Consider the following 16,000-nt stretch of genomic DNA (forward strand, 5'->3'; position numbering starts at 1 on the left):
CCATAATTATTTTATTGTATGGCCCGTTGGTCAAGGGGTTAAGACACCTCCCTTTCACGGAGGTAACAGGGGTTCGAATCCCCTACGGGTCATAAGTAGTATGGAGGCTTAGCTCAGCTGGGAGAGCATCTGCCTTACAAGCAGAGGGTCGGGGGTTCGAGCCCCTCAGCCTCCACCATTTATTTAAATAGCAGTCCCTAATATTATCGCGGGGTGGAGCAGTTCGGTAGCTCGTCGGGCTCATAACCCGAAGGTCGCAGGTTCAAATCCTGCCCCCGCAACCAATTAACTTTTGAATGTAAACTGCTATGGAACTGTGGTGTAGAGGCCTAACATGCCTGCCTGTCACGCAGGAGATCGCGGGTTCGAATCCCGTCAGTTCCGCCATTTTCACAAAGTTATGTTACCCTGTTGGGAGCCATTAGCTCAGTTGGTAGAGCACCTGACTTTTAATCAGGGTGTCGAAGGTTCGAGTCCTTCATGGCTCACCATTCATGCACTTATATGTCATGGATATAATGATATTGCGGACGTGGCTCAGCGGTAGAGCATCGCCTTGCCAAGGCGAGGGTCGCGGGTTCGATTCCCGTCGTCCGCTCCATATTTGCGCCCTTAGCTCAGCTGGATAGAGCGTTTGACTACGAATCAAAAGGCCGGGAGTTCGAATCTCTCAGGGCGCGCCATTAACTTCATAAGCCGGTGTGGCGGAATTGGCAGACGCGCGCGACTCAAAATCGTGAGGGAAACCGTGGAGGTTCGAGTCCTCTCACCGGCATGTATTTCGGGATGTAGCTCAGCTTGGTAGAGCACCTGGTTTGGGACCAGGGGGTCGCATGTTCAAATCGTGTCATCCCGATTCAAAAGGAAAGTCGCTGGAAGCAGCGGCTTTTTTGTTATATTAATTATCTTTTTGTATAAATCAGTAATCGCCAGGTCACACTAACACAAAAAGTGGGACGGAAGGGATTACTGTGAAGCGATTAAGTTGGAAAAAACAGATGAAACGGCGCTGGAAACAGTGGAGAAGAACAGTGTGGGCCTGTAGCATTTTGGGCGCGGCTTGTTTGCTGGCAGGGTTGGGTATTCTGTTATCGAATTATATGCAGGCTATGTTGTCACAGCCACTCGCTACTACCGTCATGGCAGAGGAGGGCATGGAGGAGGCTTCACATCTGGGTCCAACTGAAGATCACTCCTCACATATGCAACTATTACTAAGTATTCGTGCTTCCGGTATAAGCAGGAAGACCCGTCTGTTAACCACCTACGTATGTGGTACGGAAACACTTTCCTTGGGAACGCTAAGTTCACAGCAGCTAGAGACCTTACTGAAGCAACATCCCGATTGGAAGGGACGACTTAATACCAAAGGAGAGGTGTGGCTGGAACGCAGGGTGGAAGACTTGTCAGAGTCATGCAAAGAGCGTGGATACATGGGTTTGAGCACTGACGGCCAGCTTACATTGTATGAAGGGCTGCCTAAAAGAGAAAAAGTAATCCGCACTTTTTTTCAATTGGATGTGGGTTCCATGGAGACGGCCTTGCCAGAAGGGGTGTATAAACAACTTCAGCAGGGAATCCGTGTACAGGATATAAATGAGTATAACAGTGTAATTTCCACTTTTAGTGACTTTGCCGTGGAGCGAACACAGAGGGTATTAAAACAGCACTATTGATTACAACTGCGAGACGTTAGGCTTTGCCCATGAGGTAAGGCTTGAAGCGTCTCTTTTTATGTTTTTACTCATGTTTAAATTTTTTCCTCTATTAGATACAAAGTTTTGTTATAATGAAAAGAACGACACATATGTTCGCTTTATATGGTATTTGACCGTGAGTATATTCAGGATAACGCTGGCTATTGATTAGTTACGCCATGATTGAGCGATAGGGGAGAGATTTTTTTGCGTTTTCTAGGAATTGATCCGGGTATTGCTATTGTGGGCTTCGGGTTTGTAGACAAGATTGGCAGTAAAGTGGTGCCTGTGCAGTATGGCTGCATCCAGACGGAGGCTCATACACCGGAAGAAGAAAGGCTGCTTCATGTGTATGAAGGCATGTTGCAATTAATAGATAAATATAAGCCTGATGCGGTAGCACTGGAAAAGCTCTTTTTTAATCGCAACGTTACAACCGCTATGTCTGTAAGTCAGGCACGTGGGGTGCTGGTGCTGGCTGCAAAACAACGTAATTTGCCTATAGGTGAATACACGCCGATGCAGGTAAAGCAGGCTATTGTAGGGTATGGTAAGGCTGAGAAGAAACAGGTACAAGAAATGGTTAGAATGTTTCTAAAGCTTCAAACTGTGCCGAAACCGGACGATGTAGCGGATGCTTTGGCGGTGGCTATTTGTCATGCGCACTCCTATGGACTAAATTCAAAATTAAATGAGGTATTGCGAAAATGATAGATTTCTTGCGTGGTTCTGTGGCCCATTTGGAAAATGAATATGTCGTTTTAGATGTACAGGGTGTAGGGTACCGGGTATTTTGTCCGAATCCTTACGCGTTCGCCAAAACTGAAGGTTCAGTGGTTATTTATATTCACCATCATGTAAGGGAAGATGCTATTTTACTGTTCGGTTTTGCGACCCGTGAGGAGCAGCAGCTATTCCGTAAACTGATTGATGTATCTGGTATTGGACCGCGTGTTGCGCTTGGTATTTTAGGAGGCGGTACGCCTGCTCATGTGGTAACGGCGATTTATCAGGAGAATATCACATTTCTCACCAAGTTACCGGGGATCGGTAAAAAGACGGCACAACGTATGATTCTGGATTTGAAAGACAAGCTGGACGGTATTGGCTCGTTAGGGATGGCAACCGGATTGTTTGCTGAGCCTGTCGTAGAAGAAGGCGAAGGTTCATATTGGGGCGAGGCCCGTGAGGCGCTCAAGGCCCTCGGTTATACTGATACTGAGTTGGATAAGGTATGGAGCAGAATGAAGAAAGATGCAAAACCTGATGAATCTGCCGATATTTTGATGAAGCGGGCTTTGCAACTGTTGTTTGCCGGATAGGACGCGGATGTCCGTTAACAAGTGTCTGGTGAAAAGAGGAGCGATGGAATATGGATGACCGGATTATTTCCGCCAATTTGATGATGGAAGACCAGACGGCGGAGCTAAGCCTTCGCCCCCGTTATCTAAATGAATATATCGGGCAAAATCAGGTTAAGGAAAATCTGAAAGTATATATTGAAGCGGCCAAAATGCGTAAAGAAGCGTTGGACCATGTACTGTTGTACGGACCGCCTGGGTTGGGTAAAACAACTCTTGCTAACATTATTGCCAATGAGTTGGGGGTTAATCTGCGTACGACTTCAGGTCCTGCAATTGAAAGACCGGGAGATTTGGCAGCATTGCTGACCAATCTTCAAGAGGGTGATGTTTTGTTCATTGATGAGATTCATCGCCTTCATCGTACGGTGGAAGAAGTCATGTATCCGGCGATGGAGGATTTTGCGCTGGATATTATGATTGGTAAAGGCCCGAGTGCACGCTCAGTCCGTCTGGATTTGCCACCCTTTACACTTATAGGGGCCACTACGCGCGCTGGGCTGCTCTCTGCGCCATTGCGTGATCGGTTTGGTGTTATTAGTCGATTAGAGTTTTATACGACAGACGAGCTGGCTTACATTGTGTCCAGGAACGCGGATATTATGGAGATTGAAATTGTCGGGGATGCGGCGGAGGAAATCGCATTGCGTTCACGGGGGACACCGCGTATTGCCAACCGACTATTAAAAAGGGTGCGTGATTTTGCCCAGGTTGCCGGAGACGGAATTATCCATTCTGAGTTGGCTGCAGAGGCACTAAAGAGACTTCAAATAGATCCTCTCGGGCTGGATGAAATTGATCATAAAATGCTTAAGGCCATGATTCATTCATTCCGGGGCGGACCTGTAGGATTGGACACAATTGCTGCAACCATTGGTGAAGAGAGTCAGACTATTGAGGACGTGTATGAACCCTATTTGTTACAAATTGGTCTTTTACAAAGAACACCTCGGGGACGAACAGTGACTCCGGCGGCATATGCCCACCTTGGAATCCCCATGCCAACGGATCCACGGTGATTAGGAAACATGATGCACTTTTTAAAAAAATTATTGCATGGTTACATGCAGTATGGTGAATACGATATCGGCTGACGGATGACTGAGGGAATGAGAGTATAAGTAAGATTTTGGCGGGTTTATATTTTGGTTTATTCCGCCGATGTATTTAAAGGGACAGACAAGGATCGAGAGCCCGATAAATTACGCAAATATAAGTGCTAGGCAGCTAGATTGGGGGAGCCAGAAATGAGTGGAAAAGCATTTAACCGAGAAAGTATTTTCGGTGCATGGATGGGCCGGGCCAAACGAGCAGCAGCGATTATGGTATTAGCTACAGTGTGCATACCTTGGTCTTCAGGCGTTCACGCTGCCGCTGCCCAAGAGGATATTCGTGTAGTGATTTTTGCGGATCTAGGTAGCAAATATAAAGCGACAGTCCCCGCTGTAACCTTGAAATCATCAGGAGGTCTGAGTGTTGGACAGAACAGTGGAGGCAGCTTTCAAACTTGGATGGGACTGCCAGACAGTACAGCTCGTTTTAGTGTAGACAGCTATCGGGTGAAGGTACTTGAAGGAAATGAAGCAGCGGCGATAAAAGCGGCGCAAGCCCTGCAAAAGACTAATGATAAACCTACGGTTTTTATCGGTTCAAAAAATGGTAGCTCTGTGTATCAAGTGTACGCGGGAATATATGCTAGTGAACAGTCTGCGCAGGCTGCTGTACAGCGGATTTCCTCGGCAACCGGAGCGCAGGCCGAGGTGAAGGGAAACAAGCATTGGTCCACTGGAAGCTACGGAAGCGAGCAGGAAGCTAATCTCGTTCGAACGACAATTGCTGCGGCGGGCTTTGATGCTTTTACTGTGATTCAATCAAGAGGTCAGTATGCTGTGTGGGTTGGAGAAGAAAGTAATGACAGCAAGCTGTTGGCTTTGAAAACTGAGTTGGAGAGCAAGCAACCGAGACTCACGTTGTCTAAAGTTAATGCTACTCAAGCCGGCCTCATTATAAGACAGGAAGCAGGAGTCACGACCGGCTCGCAGGTGATGTCTCATTACATGCTAAGTGGTTCTGATAATAGCAAGGTAATTGTCAACGGCGGTAATAATGGAGTACAAGTGATGGAAAGATCACAGCGTACATATCGTGGCGAGATGGAGGTTGGCATGACGTCAGGCCAGCTGGCGCTTGTGAACGAAGTCCCTTTGGAGCAGTATTTGTATTCCGTGGTAGGAGCAGAGGTCTATTCCTCATGGCCAGATGAAGCGCTCAAGGCTCAAGCGGTAGCGGCTCGTAGCTATGCGCTTGCCCAAGGCAATCGGTTTCAGATCGGCAATGTGGTAGATGGCACGTTAAGCCAGGCTTACAACGGGAAGAGCTCGGAACATGCCAATGTCAATGAGGCTGTAGATGCAACAGCTGGTGAAGTCATTAAAAGTGGCGGCAAAGTGGTCGAAGCTGTATTTTCATCTAATGCGGGCGGTGTGACAGCAGATGCTTCTGAGGTGTGGAACAGTGGTGGCGAAGCCTTTGCTAGCGTAGACAGCTCGGGGGATACTTCGGCGCAAAAAGGAGCACAGGAATGGTATCATGTACTTCTCTCCAGTGGCAAGACAGGGTATATTCGTGAGGATAATGCTAAGGAACTGGAGGGTGTCACAGAAGCGGGGTTAGACAAAATCACCGTCACTGCGGAAAATACAAATGTGCGTCCTATTCCCCAAATTCAATCGACGGTTACACCAATAGCCAAGGCGCAGCCGGGTGAAGAGATCATTGTATTAGAAAAGGTGCCTCAGTCCGGAGACTATGCATGGGTGAGGGGGCCCTTTACGTCAGCTCAGCTTGCTAAATCCCTGCAAGGAAAAGTAACGGGTACAGTGCCTTCCTCTATTAATCACCTCGATGTCACCAAACGTGGTCCATCAGGGCGAGTGTTGGAGGTTGAAGCGAACGGATCCCCTTTGAAAGTGAAGTATCCGGATATGTTTCGCTCAGCAATGGGCGGACTCCCGAGCACACTGTTTGATATTGCGAGTACCGGAAGTTATACTGTATTAGGCGCTGATGGGGCTACTTCTCATGTAAGTGGTACACAAGGCACTCAAATCCTGTCCGCATCTGGCAGCAGTACTTCAAGTGGTAACGGGGTGATCGTCATGAATGAAGATCGTCATGCACGAGTCATTGACAAAACACAAAGCTTTATTTTTACAGGTAAAGGAAATGGTCATGGTTTGGGCTTATCCCAATGGGGTGCCAATGGTTTGGCCGAGCAGGGGTATGATTACAAGAAAATTTTGCAACACTATTATAAAAATGTGGATATAGTTAAGGACTGACCAATATATGAACGTAAACGACTACGATTTTGAACTGCCTGAAACATTAATTGCACAGACGCCTTTGCTTGATCGGAGCGCTTCCAGATTACTGACATTAAACAAAAATAACGGTGAAGTGGGCCATCATACGTTTTCGGATATTGTGCAGTATCTCCAACCAGGGGATACGTTGGTATTAAACGATACGAGAGTGATTCCTGCACGCTTGTTTGGCATCAAGGAAGACACGGGAGCTAAGGCTGAGGTTTTGTTGCTTAAGCAACTGCAAGGGGACCGATGGGAAGCATTGGTGAAACCTGGTAAAAAGCTGAAAAAGGGTGCTGTTATCGTTTTCGGTGATGAGCTGAAAGCAGTAATTGAGGAAGAAGGAGATATGGGCGGCAGGGTACTGTCATTTTCATATGACGGTATTTTCCAGGAGATATTGGACCGCTTGGGCCAAATGCCGCTTCCGCCGTATATCAAGGAACAACTGGATGACCGCGAGCGCTATCAGACCGTTTATGCTCGGCATGAAGGTTCGGCTGCGGCTCCAACGGCAGGGCTGCACTTTACAGAAGAATTGCTGGACCAGATTAAAAAGAAGGGCGTTACCGTTGCCTTTATCACACTTCATGTTGGCTTAGGGACGTTCAGACCGATGTCTGTGGATACGATTGAAGAGCATGTAATGCATGAAGAATACTATTCATTGTCACAGGAAACAGCCGATGTGCTCAATGAAACCAAGGCGCGCGGTGGAAGAGTCGTGGCGGTGGGGACGACCAGTTGCCGGACGCTGGAGACGGTGGGTAATAAATTTGGTGATGGAGTATTAGAGGCCAGTAGTGGCTGGACACAGATTTTTATTTATCCAGGCTATGAATTCCGTGTGGTGGATGCGATGATTACGAATTTTCATTTGCCCAAATCCACCTTGGTTATGCTGGTCAGCGCACTGGCGGGCAGGGAGAATATTATGCATGCTTACCAGGAGGCGATTGACCGACAATATCGGTTTTTCAGCTTCGGGGATGCAATGTTCATTTATTAATTAAGGATGGTAGAGAAAATATGGCACCAGCAATAAGATACGAACATATCAAAACCTGCAAGCAATCGGGAGCCCGTCTCGGGCGTGTACACACTCCTCACGGAGTTATTGAGACACCAACCTTTATGCCTGTGGGAACTCAAGCGACTGTTAAAACGATGAGTCCTGAGGAACTGAAAGCGATGGATGCTCAAATTATTTTGAGTAACACGTACCATTTGTTTCTTCGTCCTGGCCACGATATTATTCGTGAAGCGGGTGGACTGCACAAGTTTATGAATTGGGATCGCCCTATTTTAACGGACAGCGGCGGATTCCAGGTGTTTTCTTTAAGTGAAATGCGCAAGATTTCAGAGGAGGGTGTTCATTTTCGCTCTCATTTAAATGGAGATAAAAAGTTTCTTTCGCCTGAAGTGGCGATGGAAATTCAAAACTCACTTGGCTCAGATATTATGATGGCCTTCGATGAATGTCCGCCGTTTCCGGCTGAATATGAGTATGTGAAAAAGTCACTGGAACGCACCAGCCGTTGGGCTGAGCGTTGTCTAGAGGCACACGCGCGTCCTCATGATCAAGGTCTGTTTGCCATTGTTCAGGGAGGCATGCATGAAGATCTGCGCAGGCAAAGCGCTGCGGATTTGACTTCCATGGATTTCCCGGGGTATGCTATTGGTGGACTGAGCGTAGGTGAACCGAAACATTTGATGTATGAAGTGCTCGATTATACGGTTCCTCTGCTTCCCACCAACAAGCCACGTTATTTGATGGGCGTGGGTTCGCCTGATGCTTTGATTGAAGGCTCTATCCGTGGTGTGGATATGTTCGATTGTGTACTTCCAACCCGAATTGCTCGCAACGGGACAACGATGACCAGCCAAGGTCGTCTTGTCGTTCGCAATGCCCAATATGCAAGTGATTTTGGCCCGCTCGATCCTGCTTGTGATTGTTATACCTGTCGCAATTATTCACGTGCTTACTTGCGACATTTGATTAAAGCGGATGAAACCTTCGGGCTCCGACTGACAACGTATCATAACTTGCATTTCTTAATACAATTGATGCGTAATGTCAGACAAGCGATTATGGATGACAGGCTGCTTGATTTCCGAGATGAATTTTTTGAGCAGTACGGTCTTCATGATAATGATAAAGGATTTTAAGTTTTAGGGAGAGTATACGAAAGGGGGATTTAACATGTTTCATTTTGCTACAGCCGCTGCTACACCCGGTGGAACTGGCGGACTTTTTCAAATGATCTGGCCACTGGCTCTGATGTTTGTAATCTTCTATTTCTTGCTGATTCGCCCGAATCAGAAAAAACAAAAGCAACGTCAAACGATGCTTCAAGCTTTGAAAAAGGGAGATAAAGTCATTACAATCGGAGGTCTTCACGGTACAATTATGGAGATTACGGATGATGTAGTAGTTTTGCGTGTGAATGATGTCACGAAGCTGACCTTTGACCGCAGTGCAATCAGCAACGCGATTGCAAAAGACACGGCATCTGAGGAAGTTGTTTCCAAATCGTAAAATGCTGGTGACCGTTATACAAAAACCGAGCCTTTGAGGAGGCTCGGTTTTTTGTGTTGTTTTATTACATGGGTACAAACATTTTGATTACTTGTTGAGATTAATGCCAAACATCCCACCACCTGCGCCTATGACAAACGCGAAACCTAAGTGTAACAGGTCCTTGCCGACCATGCCCGCATCCAATGCCAGAAAACCGACCAGCAGAACGATTAGTCCATACAGGATACCTGTAATACCGCCTTGATACCAGCCTTTGTTTGCTGATCTTTTACCGGCGACGAAGCCACCAGATAGCATGGCGAATGCATGGACGATGTACGTATACAATGATAAGTCCTGTTCCTGCATCTGTGTCAGCCACAAGAGTAGTGAAAGAATCAATGCGCCAAGCAGCATCCATGCAAAAGCATAGAATAAGCCGGATAAAATAGGATGGGCCAGACGAAACGAACACCAGCGGCGAATGAGCTCCATTGATAATTCCTCCTGTACCAAGGTTTGAACTATTATCATTCTATGGCCAAGCCTCACGGCTTAGTACCAAGTCGCAAGCAGTCTTTCTCTTTATTTCAATAATTTAGCCTTTTGTTTTTTGTATGAGCCAAGTGAGGAACGGTCAGAATACGTGTACAATGAACGACTCATGTCTTATTGCAAGTACAGGGGAGGAGGCGAACATATTGAGTCACGATATTTTTGCTCATATTTTTCGGACGCTGCTCATGTATTTTATTGTATATCTGGTGATGCGCTTGATGGGTAAAAGGGAGATCGGTAAATTGTCAGTTTTCGATCTCGTCATATCCATTATGATTGCAGAAATTGCTGTATTCAGTCTGGAGGACATAAAACGTCCACTTTACGAAGGATTGATTCCTTTAGGAGTGCTGTTAATTTTGCAAATTGGGATTTCCTATTTCAGTCTGAAAAGTCGGCGACTGCGCTTACTATTTGATGGTAGGCCCAGTGTATTGTACTCTAATGGACAATTAAACAAGGACGAAATGGTGAAACAACGTTACAATTTGGATGACTTGCTGTTACAACTTCGTGAACAAAATATAGAAAGTCTGGACGAAGTTGAATATGTTATTTTGGAAACGACAGGTAAGCTAACGGTTATAGGTAAGGATGATAACGATGGAGTGGAACACGAAAAAATGAAGCAGGAATTAAACGGAACAGATTTGGCAAACAAAGAGCTACAGGTGGATAAAGTCCATCCTTCTCCACAAATCGGTGGAAAGTTTAGATATGAGGGACTGCCTATTCCATTAATCATGGATGGTAAGGTGCTGGATCGAAATTTGGAACGAATGGATATGAACCGGTTTTGGCTTAAAAATCAAATTCAAGCGAAGGGACACAAAGATTTTAAGGATGTTTTTTTATGCTCGGTTAACCATAGAGGTGATGTGTACATTACACCACCGGCCTATGGAAAATCTTCGGATTAGATTTCTTATGCTTTAAACCATCTTCTCAGGATTGGAATGCGTGTAAGGTTGTCCCAATCAATCATTTTGATCAAGGTCATCAGGAAAAGGTACAGAATAATTCCCAAGCCTGCGGCAAAAATAAATTGGAGCCACATTTGGTCGAACATCGTTAAATGTCTGTAGGTATATAACACTGCTGCTGCCATGATGATCATGCCTATCCCGGTCTTCCAGAAATCGAGCAAACGTACGCGGAAGCGAAGTAGCCTGCTGACACTGAAGCCATGAAGGAGAGTAACAATGGCACTGTTAATACAAATGGCGATGACAGCTCCGTAGATACCGTACTGAGGTTGGGATGCAAGCCAGACGATCAGCACAATTTTGATAACGGCTCCGATAAAGGTATTTAATAAGGCACTTCCAGGACGGTCTAACGCCTGAAGTGCTGCCTGAAGCGGGGCCTGAATGTACATAAAAAGAGCAAAAGGTGCCATGAGCTTAAGCATTCCTGCAATATCGCCATTATTGTAGAGTAGCAGACACAGAGGTTCCGCCAATACATACATGATCACGGCAAATGGGGCTCCTGCAACCAAAGCGAGCCGAAGCGATTGATGTAGACGTTTGTGAATGGCTATAATATGCCCCTTAGCCGCTGCTTCGGATAACGAAGGAACGAGTGAAACAGCTAATGAACTGGTCAGAACCCCAGGGAGTAATAACACAGGAATGACCATGCCCTGCATGGCTCCATATTGTGCGGTTGCCACGCCAGTTGCAATGCCTGCTACGGCAAGGCTGCGCATGCACAAGATAGATTCGAGCAAATAGGATAAGGAACCGACAAGCCTTCCAGCAGTCACGGGAACGGATATAGACATAAGACGTGACAAAACAGATGATTGCTCGGGATAAACCTCAGAGGAGGGGCCAGGCGAATTCGGCTGAAGGATGCGATCTTTTCGCTGGTTACACACGTATTGCCATAGAAGCACAATCATGCCAATGAATTCGCCCGCCAGAGCACCGAGCATGGCACCTGCAGCAGCGTAGGCTACCCCATGGGGAAGTAACAAGTAAGCAAACCAAATGACACAAAAAATGCGCATAACGGTCTCGGCAATCGAGGAACTAGCGGAAGGAATCATATTTTGCTTTCCCTGAAAATAGCCCCTATAAGCTGAAGAAACAGCTACAATGACAATCATTGGGCTCATGCTCACGAATGTATAATACACGCGGCTGTCGGTCAGAAGATGGCTTGTGATCCAAGGCGCGAACACAAGACAGAGCACCATGGCGATCAGACTGAGTGTAATGGTGAAGCGCAGGCTGGTATGCAAAATACGCCGCGACATTTCGGGCTGTCCCGCCGTTTCGGCTTCGGCTACTAGCTTGGCTACCGCAAGAGGGATTCCCCCTGTAATAAGCGTCACCAGAACGATAAAAAAGGGATACCCCTGTTGGTACAAGCCAACTCCTTCGGGGCCGATGATACGCGGGAGTGCGATTCGGGGAATAAAACCTAGTATCCGGTTGATAATTCCTGCTGCCAATAAAATAATTGCTCCATGGATGAATGTCTGCTTTTTCAATCGCAACTCCCTCTTCCCCAAAATGTAATTCTGCGTCTATACATTACTTTAGAAGATATGCTGGACCTGTCCATCTTCATGACAAGCTTTTCCGTTCAGAAACAAAGTGATTTAGACAACAAGAGGGAGAGTGGTGAATTCTGCTATTGACGAGCGAAATGATTGCATATATTGTTGATTTAAGGCTATTTTCAACGAGAAGAAGGGTTTTCCAGGATCAGGACAGAAATGTTCTACAAAGCAGTCAATAACCCCGCTAATTGCTGATCTGCGGAACCGGTAGTCGCTGGGAGGAGGAACGGCCATCGTGGGTATGGAAGAGCTGGATGAGCAGGATTGGGATGACGCAATTGAGATGCTTTGTCAAAGTAAGGCGGACGAGTTGATTCTCGTAGGCTATGAGCATGTCACAAGTAAGGACGTGTGGAATTGCGTCAGCCATAAATATGAAAAGGAGGGTATTCCTCCGCTGCACAAGCTCGTTAACGATATACTTTCCCTTAAAGCGACGAGCTTTATGAACTATTTGACTATGTCCGCATTACGGGGCTCCACTTTCGAATAGAAGGGGGTCTTTTTTTGCGTTCAAATTGACTGCTTTTTGAGGGGTAGCTATAATAGGAATATTGAGAATGAAAGGGGAACATGGGACGGAATGAAGAGAATTCTAAGTTTCATCGTGGTCGTGCTCATAACTACTGGTGTTATGATCGGGACAAGCCCGGGCCTACTGAACAGTTTAAAATTAGGCCTCGATTTAAAGGGAGGCTTTGAAATTTTATATGAAGCCCAGCCTTTGGAAGCCGGGCAGAGTGTAACCAGACAGTCTCTTATACAAACAGCTCAAAGTCTGGAGAGACGGATTAATGCGCTCGGTACGACTGAGCCGGAAGTAACAACAGAGGGGAGCAACCGTATTCGCGTGCGGCTTGCTGGTGTCACTAATGAGGCAGAAGTTCGCTCCATGCTGAAAAAGCCTGCAGAATTAACGTTTCGCAGTGCAACGGCAGCAGATGCTAAGAAGCCAGGTCAATACAGCAAAATTGAGCTCCGCGGTAATGATTTTGTGGAGAATGGCGCTGTTGTAGGCTATGATCAGCTGAATCAACCTGAGATTAGTATCAAAGTCAAGGACAAAGCTAAATTTGCAGAAATCACAAAGCGGCTTCTGAATAAAGAATTAGCTATTTTCCTTGATCAGGAATTGCTGTCTGCACCCACAGTGCGTGGGGAATTAACGGACGGTAGCGCGTCAATCACAGGTAGCTACACTCGTGATGAAGCGAATAAACTGGCGGATACGATTAATCTGGGTGCCCTTCCGCTCAAACTGACGGAAAAATATTCTCAGAGTGTAGGTGCTACGCTGGGTCAATTGTCACTGGATCAGACGATTCGTGCTGGATTGATCGGCTCGATCATTATTCTGGTATTTATGATTGCAATGTTCCGTGTACCGGGATTAGTGGCCAGTTTCTGTCTCATCGTTCATACCTGGGTAGTGCTTGCGATTTTCTACTTGGGTGGATTTGTACTCACACTCCCAGGTATCGCCGCCTTTGTGCTCGGGATCGGGATGGCGGTCGATGCCAACATCATTACGTATGAACGGATTAAAGAAGAAATCAAGTCAGGCAAAACGATTCGTTCTTCTGTCATTGCAGGTAGTAAGGCTTCGTTCCGTACCGTTATGGATGCCAATGTTACGACAATTATAGCGGCAGCGGTTATGTTTGGTCTGGGAACAGGCTCCGTTCGAGGATTCGCTTTGGTGCTCATCGTTGATATTGTCACCAGTATTTTGACGAATATCTTCTTCTCCCGCTTCTTACTCAATCTGCTGGTTAAAGCGGATGCTGTGAAGAAGGCCAAGTATTTTGGTGTGAAGGAGAGTGATATCAGTGCGCTTTAATTGGAACTTGAAATATATTAAGATGAGCAAGTGGTTTTACACGTTCTCAATTATTATCACACTGCTTGGTATTCTAAGCTTGTCAATATTCGGCTTGAATTACGGGGTAGACTTTCGTTCCGGTTCCAATGTGGATGTCAATTTGACTAAGGTTGTTACACAGGAACAGATCCAAACTTTGCTGGACAAGCAGAAAATCGGTAAAGAGGTAGATTATACACCGGGGAAAGAGCGTTTCGGCATTCGCTTCTCACAGGTGTTGACGGATCAGCAAGTGAATGATTTTAAGATTTCTTTTAATAAACAGCTGGATCCGAAGGCTTCCTTTGAGGTCAATACAGTGGATACGGAAATGGCGCAAGAACTAGAACGAAATGCGTTATGGGCGATTTTATTGGCTTCTGTGGCTATCGCTATTTATATCTCAATCCGTTTTGAATGGCGGTTTGCCGTTGCAGCAATTGTTTCGTTGTTGCATGATGCCTTCCTCGTCATCAGTATTTTCTCGATTTTCCGGCTTGAGGTGGATTTGACCTTTATTACGGCAATTCTGACGATTGTTGGTTTCTCCATTAATGACACCGTCGTTATTTTTGACCGTATTCGGGAAAATCTACGATTTGCGAAGAAGAAGTCCAGGGACGACTTAGAGCAGGTAGTTGATCACAGTATTGCGCAGACAATGACTCGGTCACTTGCAACCGTGTTTACGGTGTTTATTGCCTCCGTATGTTTGTTCATATTTGGCGGCGAATCGATCCGTATGTTCTCACTTGCAATGGTCATTGGTTTGTTGTTTGGTGCTTATTCCTCCATTTTCATTGCCAGCCCGCTGTGGGTGGCATTGAAAGGAAAACAAAAATCTCCGACAGCTGGCGGGGGCGCGGCCAAAACTGCAAAGTCTTAAGTTACGCAAATACCAGTAGTATAAATTAAAGAGAAAGCCGCGTCTGCTTGGGCGCGGTTTTCTAAGGTTTTAAGATTTACCTTAAGTAAGGCTCAGTAGTGGCACTTAAATGTGAATGGTTTTTGATTTTGAGAAATTCGGTTATTTTAGATTGAGCTTTATTGGGAAAGGGTTAGTTCAGGATTGAGGGGGAAACGTTGTGAATAGCGAACGCAGCCGATCATTGGAAACTGCGGCGTTGAGCGGGATTGTAGGTAATCTCGCGCTGGCTGTTCTAAAGGGAGCCGTCGGTTATGCGGCAAACAGCAAGGCGTTGTTGGGAGATGCACTGCACACGGCTGCAGATAGTGCTTCCCGTTTGCAGGAGCTTCTGTGTTCCAAGGGTGCTACAGGGCACGGAATGCTGGCACGGTTGCGAAACGGTGAAAAGGTTCGAACGGTCATATCTGTGGTACTGGCTATTTTAGTGCTGATGAGCGGTCTTCAGCTAGCTATCTCGGCTGTTCGTTCATTAAGCAGTTCGGAACCGCAGGCACCCGGTCTGTATGCATTAATTACCGTATTTATTGCGTTGGTATTGAGAGAAGCGCTATTTCAGTTTCAATATCGCTACTCGATTAAACATGGTCATAAAGAGGAAGCAGATCGGTACGCAAACCATGAACGTTACTCGCTGTATGCATCGTTGATTGCATTGATTGGCATGATCGGCGCAATGACTGGCGAAGCAATGGAATGGCCTGCATTATTATATCTTGATCCAACCGCAGCTTTGCTCGTAGCCTGTCTGGTGCTGCGTAAAGGATATTTGATGGTAATGAATACCGCTTACCAGGTTCCTGCGCAGCCCTTGCAGGAGGAAGACTCCCGACGCTTTATGGAGACGATTCAACGGGTGTATGGTATTGTAACGGTTGAACACTTACATGCCCAGGAAACAGGGCATTTCATAACAGTGGATGTAACGATAAGTGTGAACCCGCGGATTACGGTACAGGAAGCGCAGGAAATCGCCGATCGAGCCAAAAATTTACTGTTAGCCCGTTTTCCACAGGTGACCCATGTACAAATGCAGTTCATTTCTTATCAAGCCGGATATCCATACAAATCCAATCATGAACTGCCAGATAATGATGTGTCGTCGTTGCTTCAATAGGGCAGGACGACTATGAAAGA

15 protein-coding genes and 9 tRNA genes are annotated in these 16,000 nt (G+C 46.3%); 22 read left to right on the forward strand and 2 right to left on the reverse strand.

What is annotated here, in order from left to right; translation table 11 throughout:
- Positions 1 to 20 precede the first annotated feature (20 nt).
- The 17 genes from JOD82_RS18020 (at position 21) to yajC (ending at position 8,965) form a co-directional block, all read left to right on the forward strand.
- Positions 21 to 92, forward strand: a tRNA-Glu gene (locus tag JOD82_RS18020).
- A gap of 10 nt (positions 93 to 102) precedes the next feature.
- Positions 103 to 178, forward strand: a tRNA-Val gene (locus JOD82_RS18025).
- A gap of 29 nt (positions 179 to 207) precedes the next feature.
- Positions 208 to 284, forward strand: a tRNA-Met gene (locus JOD82_RS18030).
- Positions 285 to 310: 26 nt separating this feature from the next.
- A tRNA-Asp gene (locus tag JOD82_RS18035) sits at positions 311 to 387 on the forward strand.
- A gap of 28 nt (positions 388 to 415) precedes the next feature.
- Positions 416 to 491 (forward strand) — tRNA-Lys (locus tag JOD82_RS18040).
- 35 nt (positions 492 to 526) lie between these two features.
- Positions 527 to 601 (forward strand) — tRNA-Gly (locus JOD82_RS18045).
- A gap of 5 nt (positions 602 to 606) precedes the next feature.
- A tRNA-Arg gene (locus tag JOD82_RS18050) sits at positions 607 to 683 on the forward strand.
- Positions 684 to 695: 12 nt separating this feature from the next.
- Positions 696 to 775, forward strand: a tRNA-Leu gene (locus JOD82_RS18055).
- 7 nt (positions 776 to 782) lie between these two features.
- Positions 783 to 856 (forward strand) — tRNA-Pro (locus JOD82_RS18060).
- A gap of 115 nt (positions 857 to 971) precedes the next feature.
- The gene (locus tag JOD82_RS18065) at positions 972 to 1,676 is read left to right on the forward strand and encodes a BofC C-terminal domain-containing protein (RefSeq protein ID WP_209949768.1); all 705 of its coding nucleotides are present in this window, start codon (positions 972 to 974) and stop codon (positions 1,674 to 1,676) included.
- A 228-nt stretch (positions 1,677 to 1,904) separates the two neighbouring features.
- Positions 1,905 to 2,408 (forward strand): crossover junction endodeoxyribonuclease RuvC, encoded by a 504-nt coding sequence (gene ruvC, locus JOD82_RS18070; protein ID WP_029514797.1) that lies wholly within the window; start codon positions 1,905 to 1,907, stop codon positions 2,406 to 2,408.
- Complete coding sequence (ruvA, locus tag JOD82_RS18075) at positions 2,405 to 3,019, forward strand: Holliday junction branch migration protein RuvA (RefSeq protein ID WP_029514798.1); 615 nt, start codon at positions 2,405 to 2,407, stop codon at positions 3,017 to 3,019. Before ruvC ends, ruvA begins: the two co-directional genes overlap by 4 nt.
- Positions 3,020 to 3,069: 50 nt before the next feature.
- Positions 3,070 to 4,077 (forward strand): Holliday junction branch migration DNA helicase RuvB, encoded by a 1,008-nt coding sequence (gene ruvB / locus JOD82_RS18080; RefSeq protein WP_013372650.1) that lies wholly within the window; start codon positions 3,070 to 3,072, stop codon positions 4,075 to 4,077.
- 228 nt (positions 4,078 to 4,305) lie between these two features.
- A complete protein-coding gene (locus JOD82_RS18085) occupies positions 4,306 to 6,399 on the forward strand; it encodes a SpoIID/LytB domain-containing protein (protein ID WP_029514799.1) in 2,094 nt (697 codons plus the stop codon).
- A gap of 7 nt (positions 6,400 to 6,406) precedes the next feature.
- Positions 6,407 to 7,435, forward strand: a complete 1,029-nt coding sequence (gene queA, locus JOD82_RS18090) for a tRNA preQ1(34) S-adenosylmethionine ribosyltransferase-isomerase QueA (protein ID WP_029514801.1) — start codon at positions 6,407 to 6,409, stop codon at positions 7,433 to 7,435.
- A 20-nt stretch (positions 7,436 to 7,455) separates the two neighbouring features.
- Positions 7,456 to 8,595 carry a tRNA guanosine(34) transglycosylase Tgt gene (gene tgt / locus JOD82_RS18095; protein ID WP_029514803.1) on the forward strand — a complete coding sequence of 380 codons (1,140 nt, stop codon included), beginning with the start codon at positions 7,456 to 7,458 and terminating at the stop codon, positions 8,593 to 8,595.
- 34 nt (positions 8,596 to 8,629) lie between these two features.
- Positions 8,630 to 8,965, forward strand: coding sequence for a preprotein translocase subunit YajC (yajC, locus tag JOD82_RS18100; protein ID WP_029514804.1), 336 nt, complete (start codon positions 8,630 to 8,632; stop codon positions 8,963 to 8,965).
- Positions 8,966 to 9,052: 87 nt separating this feature from the next.
- Here the strand turns inward: yajC and JOD82_RS18105 are convergent, their stop codons facing one another.
- Positions 9,053 to 9,442, reverse strand: a complete 390-nt coding sequence (locus JOD82_RS18105; RefSeq protein ID WP_029514806.1) for a TIGR04086 family membrane protein — start codon at positions 9,440 to 9,442, stop codon at positions 9,053 to 9,055.
- A gap of 206 nt (positions 9,443 to 9,648) precedes the next feature.
- Here JOD82_RS18105 and JOD82_RS18110 point away from each other — a divergent pair, with 206 nt between their 5' ends.
- Positions 9,649 to 10,425, forward strand: coding sequence for a YetF domain-containing protein (locus JOD82_RS18110; protein WP_039275025.1), 777 nt, complete (start codon positions 9,649 to 9,651; stop codon positions 10,423 to 10,425).
- A gap of 5 nt (positions 10,426 to 10,430) precedes the next feature.
- Here JOD82_RS18110 and spoVB read toward each other — a convergent pair whose 3' ends face one another.
- Positions 10,431 to 12,005, reverse strand: a complete 1,575-nt coding sequence (spoVB, locus tag JOD82_RS18115; protein WP_209949769.1) for a stage V sporulation protein B — start codon at positions 12,003 to 12,005, stop codon at positions 10,431 to 10,433.
- A gap of 307 nt (positions 12,006 to 12,312) precedes the next feature.
- Between spoVB and JOD82_RS18120 the strand changes: the two genes are divergently transcribed.
- The 4 genes from JOD82_RS18120 (at position 12,313) to JOD82_RS18135 (ending at position 15,980) form a co-directional block, all read left to right on the forward strand.
- Positions 12,313 to 12,570 (forward strand): post-transcriptional regulator, encoded by a 258-nt coding sequence (locus JOD82_RS18120; protein ID WP_013311570.1) that lies wholly within the window; start codon positions 12,313 to 12,315, stop codon positions 12,568 to 12,570.
- A gap of 90 nt (positions 12,571 to 12,660) precedes the next feature.
- Positions 12,661 to 13,917, forward strand: coding sequence for a protein translocase subunit SecD (secD, locus tag JOD82_RS18125; protein WP_039275022.1), 1,257 nt, complete (start codon positions 12,661 to 12,663; stop codon positions 13,915 to 13,917).
- Entirely contained in the window at positions 13,907 to 14,824 is a 918-nt protein-coding gene (gene secF / locus JOD82_RS18130; protein WP_051718082.1) for a protein translocase subunit SecF, read from the forward strand. The genes secD and secF overlap by 11 nt, the downstream gene beginning before the upstream one ends.
- A gap of 199 nt (positions 14,825 to 15,023) precedes the next feature.
- On the forward strand, positions 15,024 to 15,980 hold the full coding sequence (locus tag JOD82_RS18135; RefSeq protein WP_029514810.1) for a cation diffusion facilitator family transporter: 957 nt from the start codon (positions 15,024 to 15,026) through the stop codon (positions 15,978 to 15,980).
- Positions 15,981 to 16,000 lie beyond the last annotated feature (20 nt).

Source organism: Paenibacillus sp. 1182 (assembly GCF_017833915.1).
GTDB lineage: Bacteria > Bacillota > Bacilli > Paenibacillales > Paenibacillaceae > Paenibacillus > Paenibacillus polymyxa_D.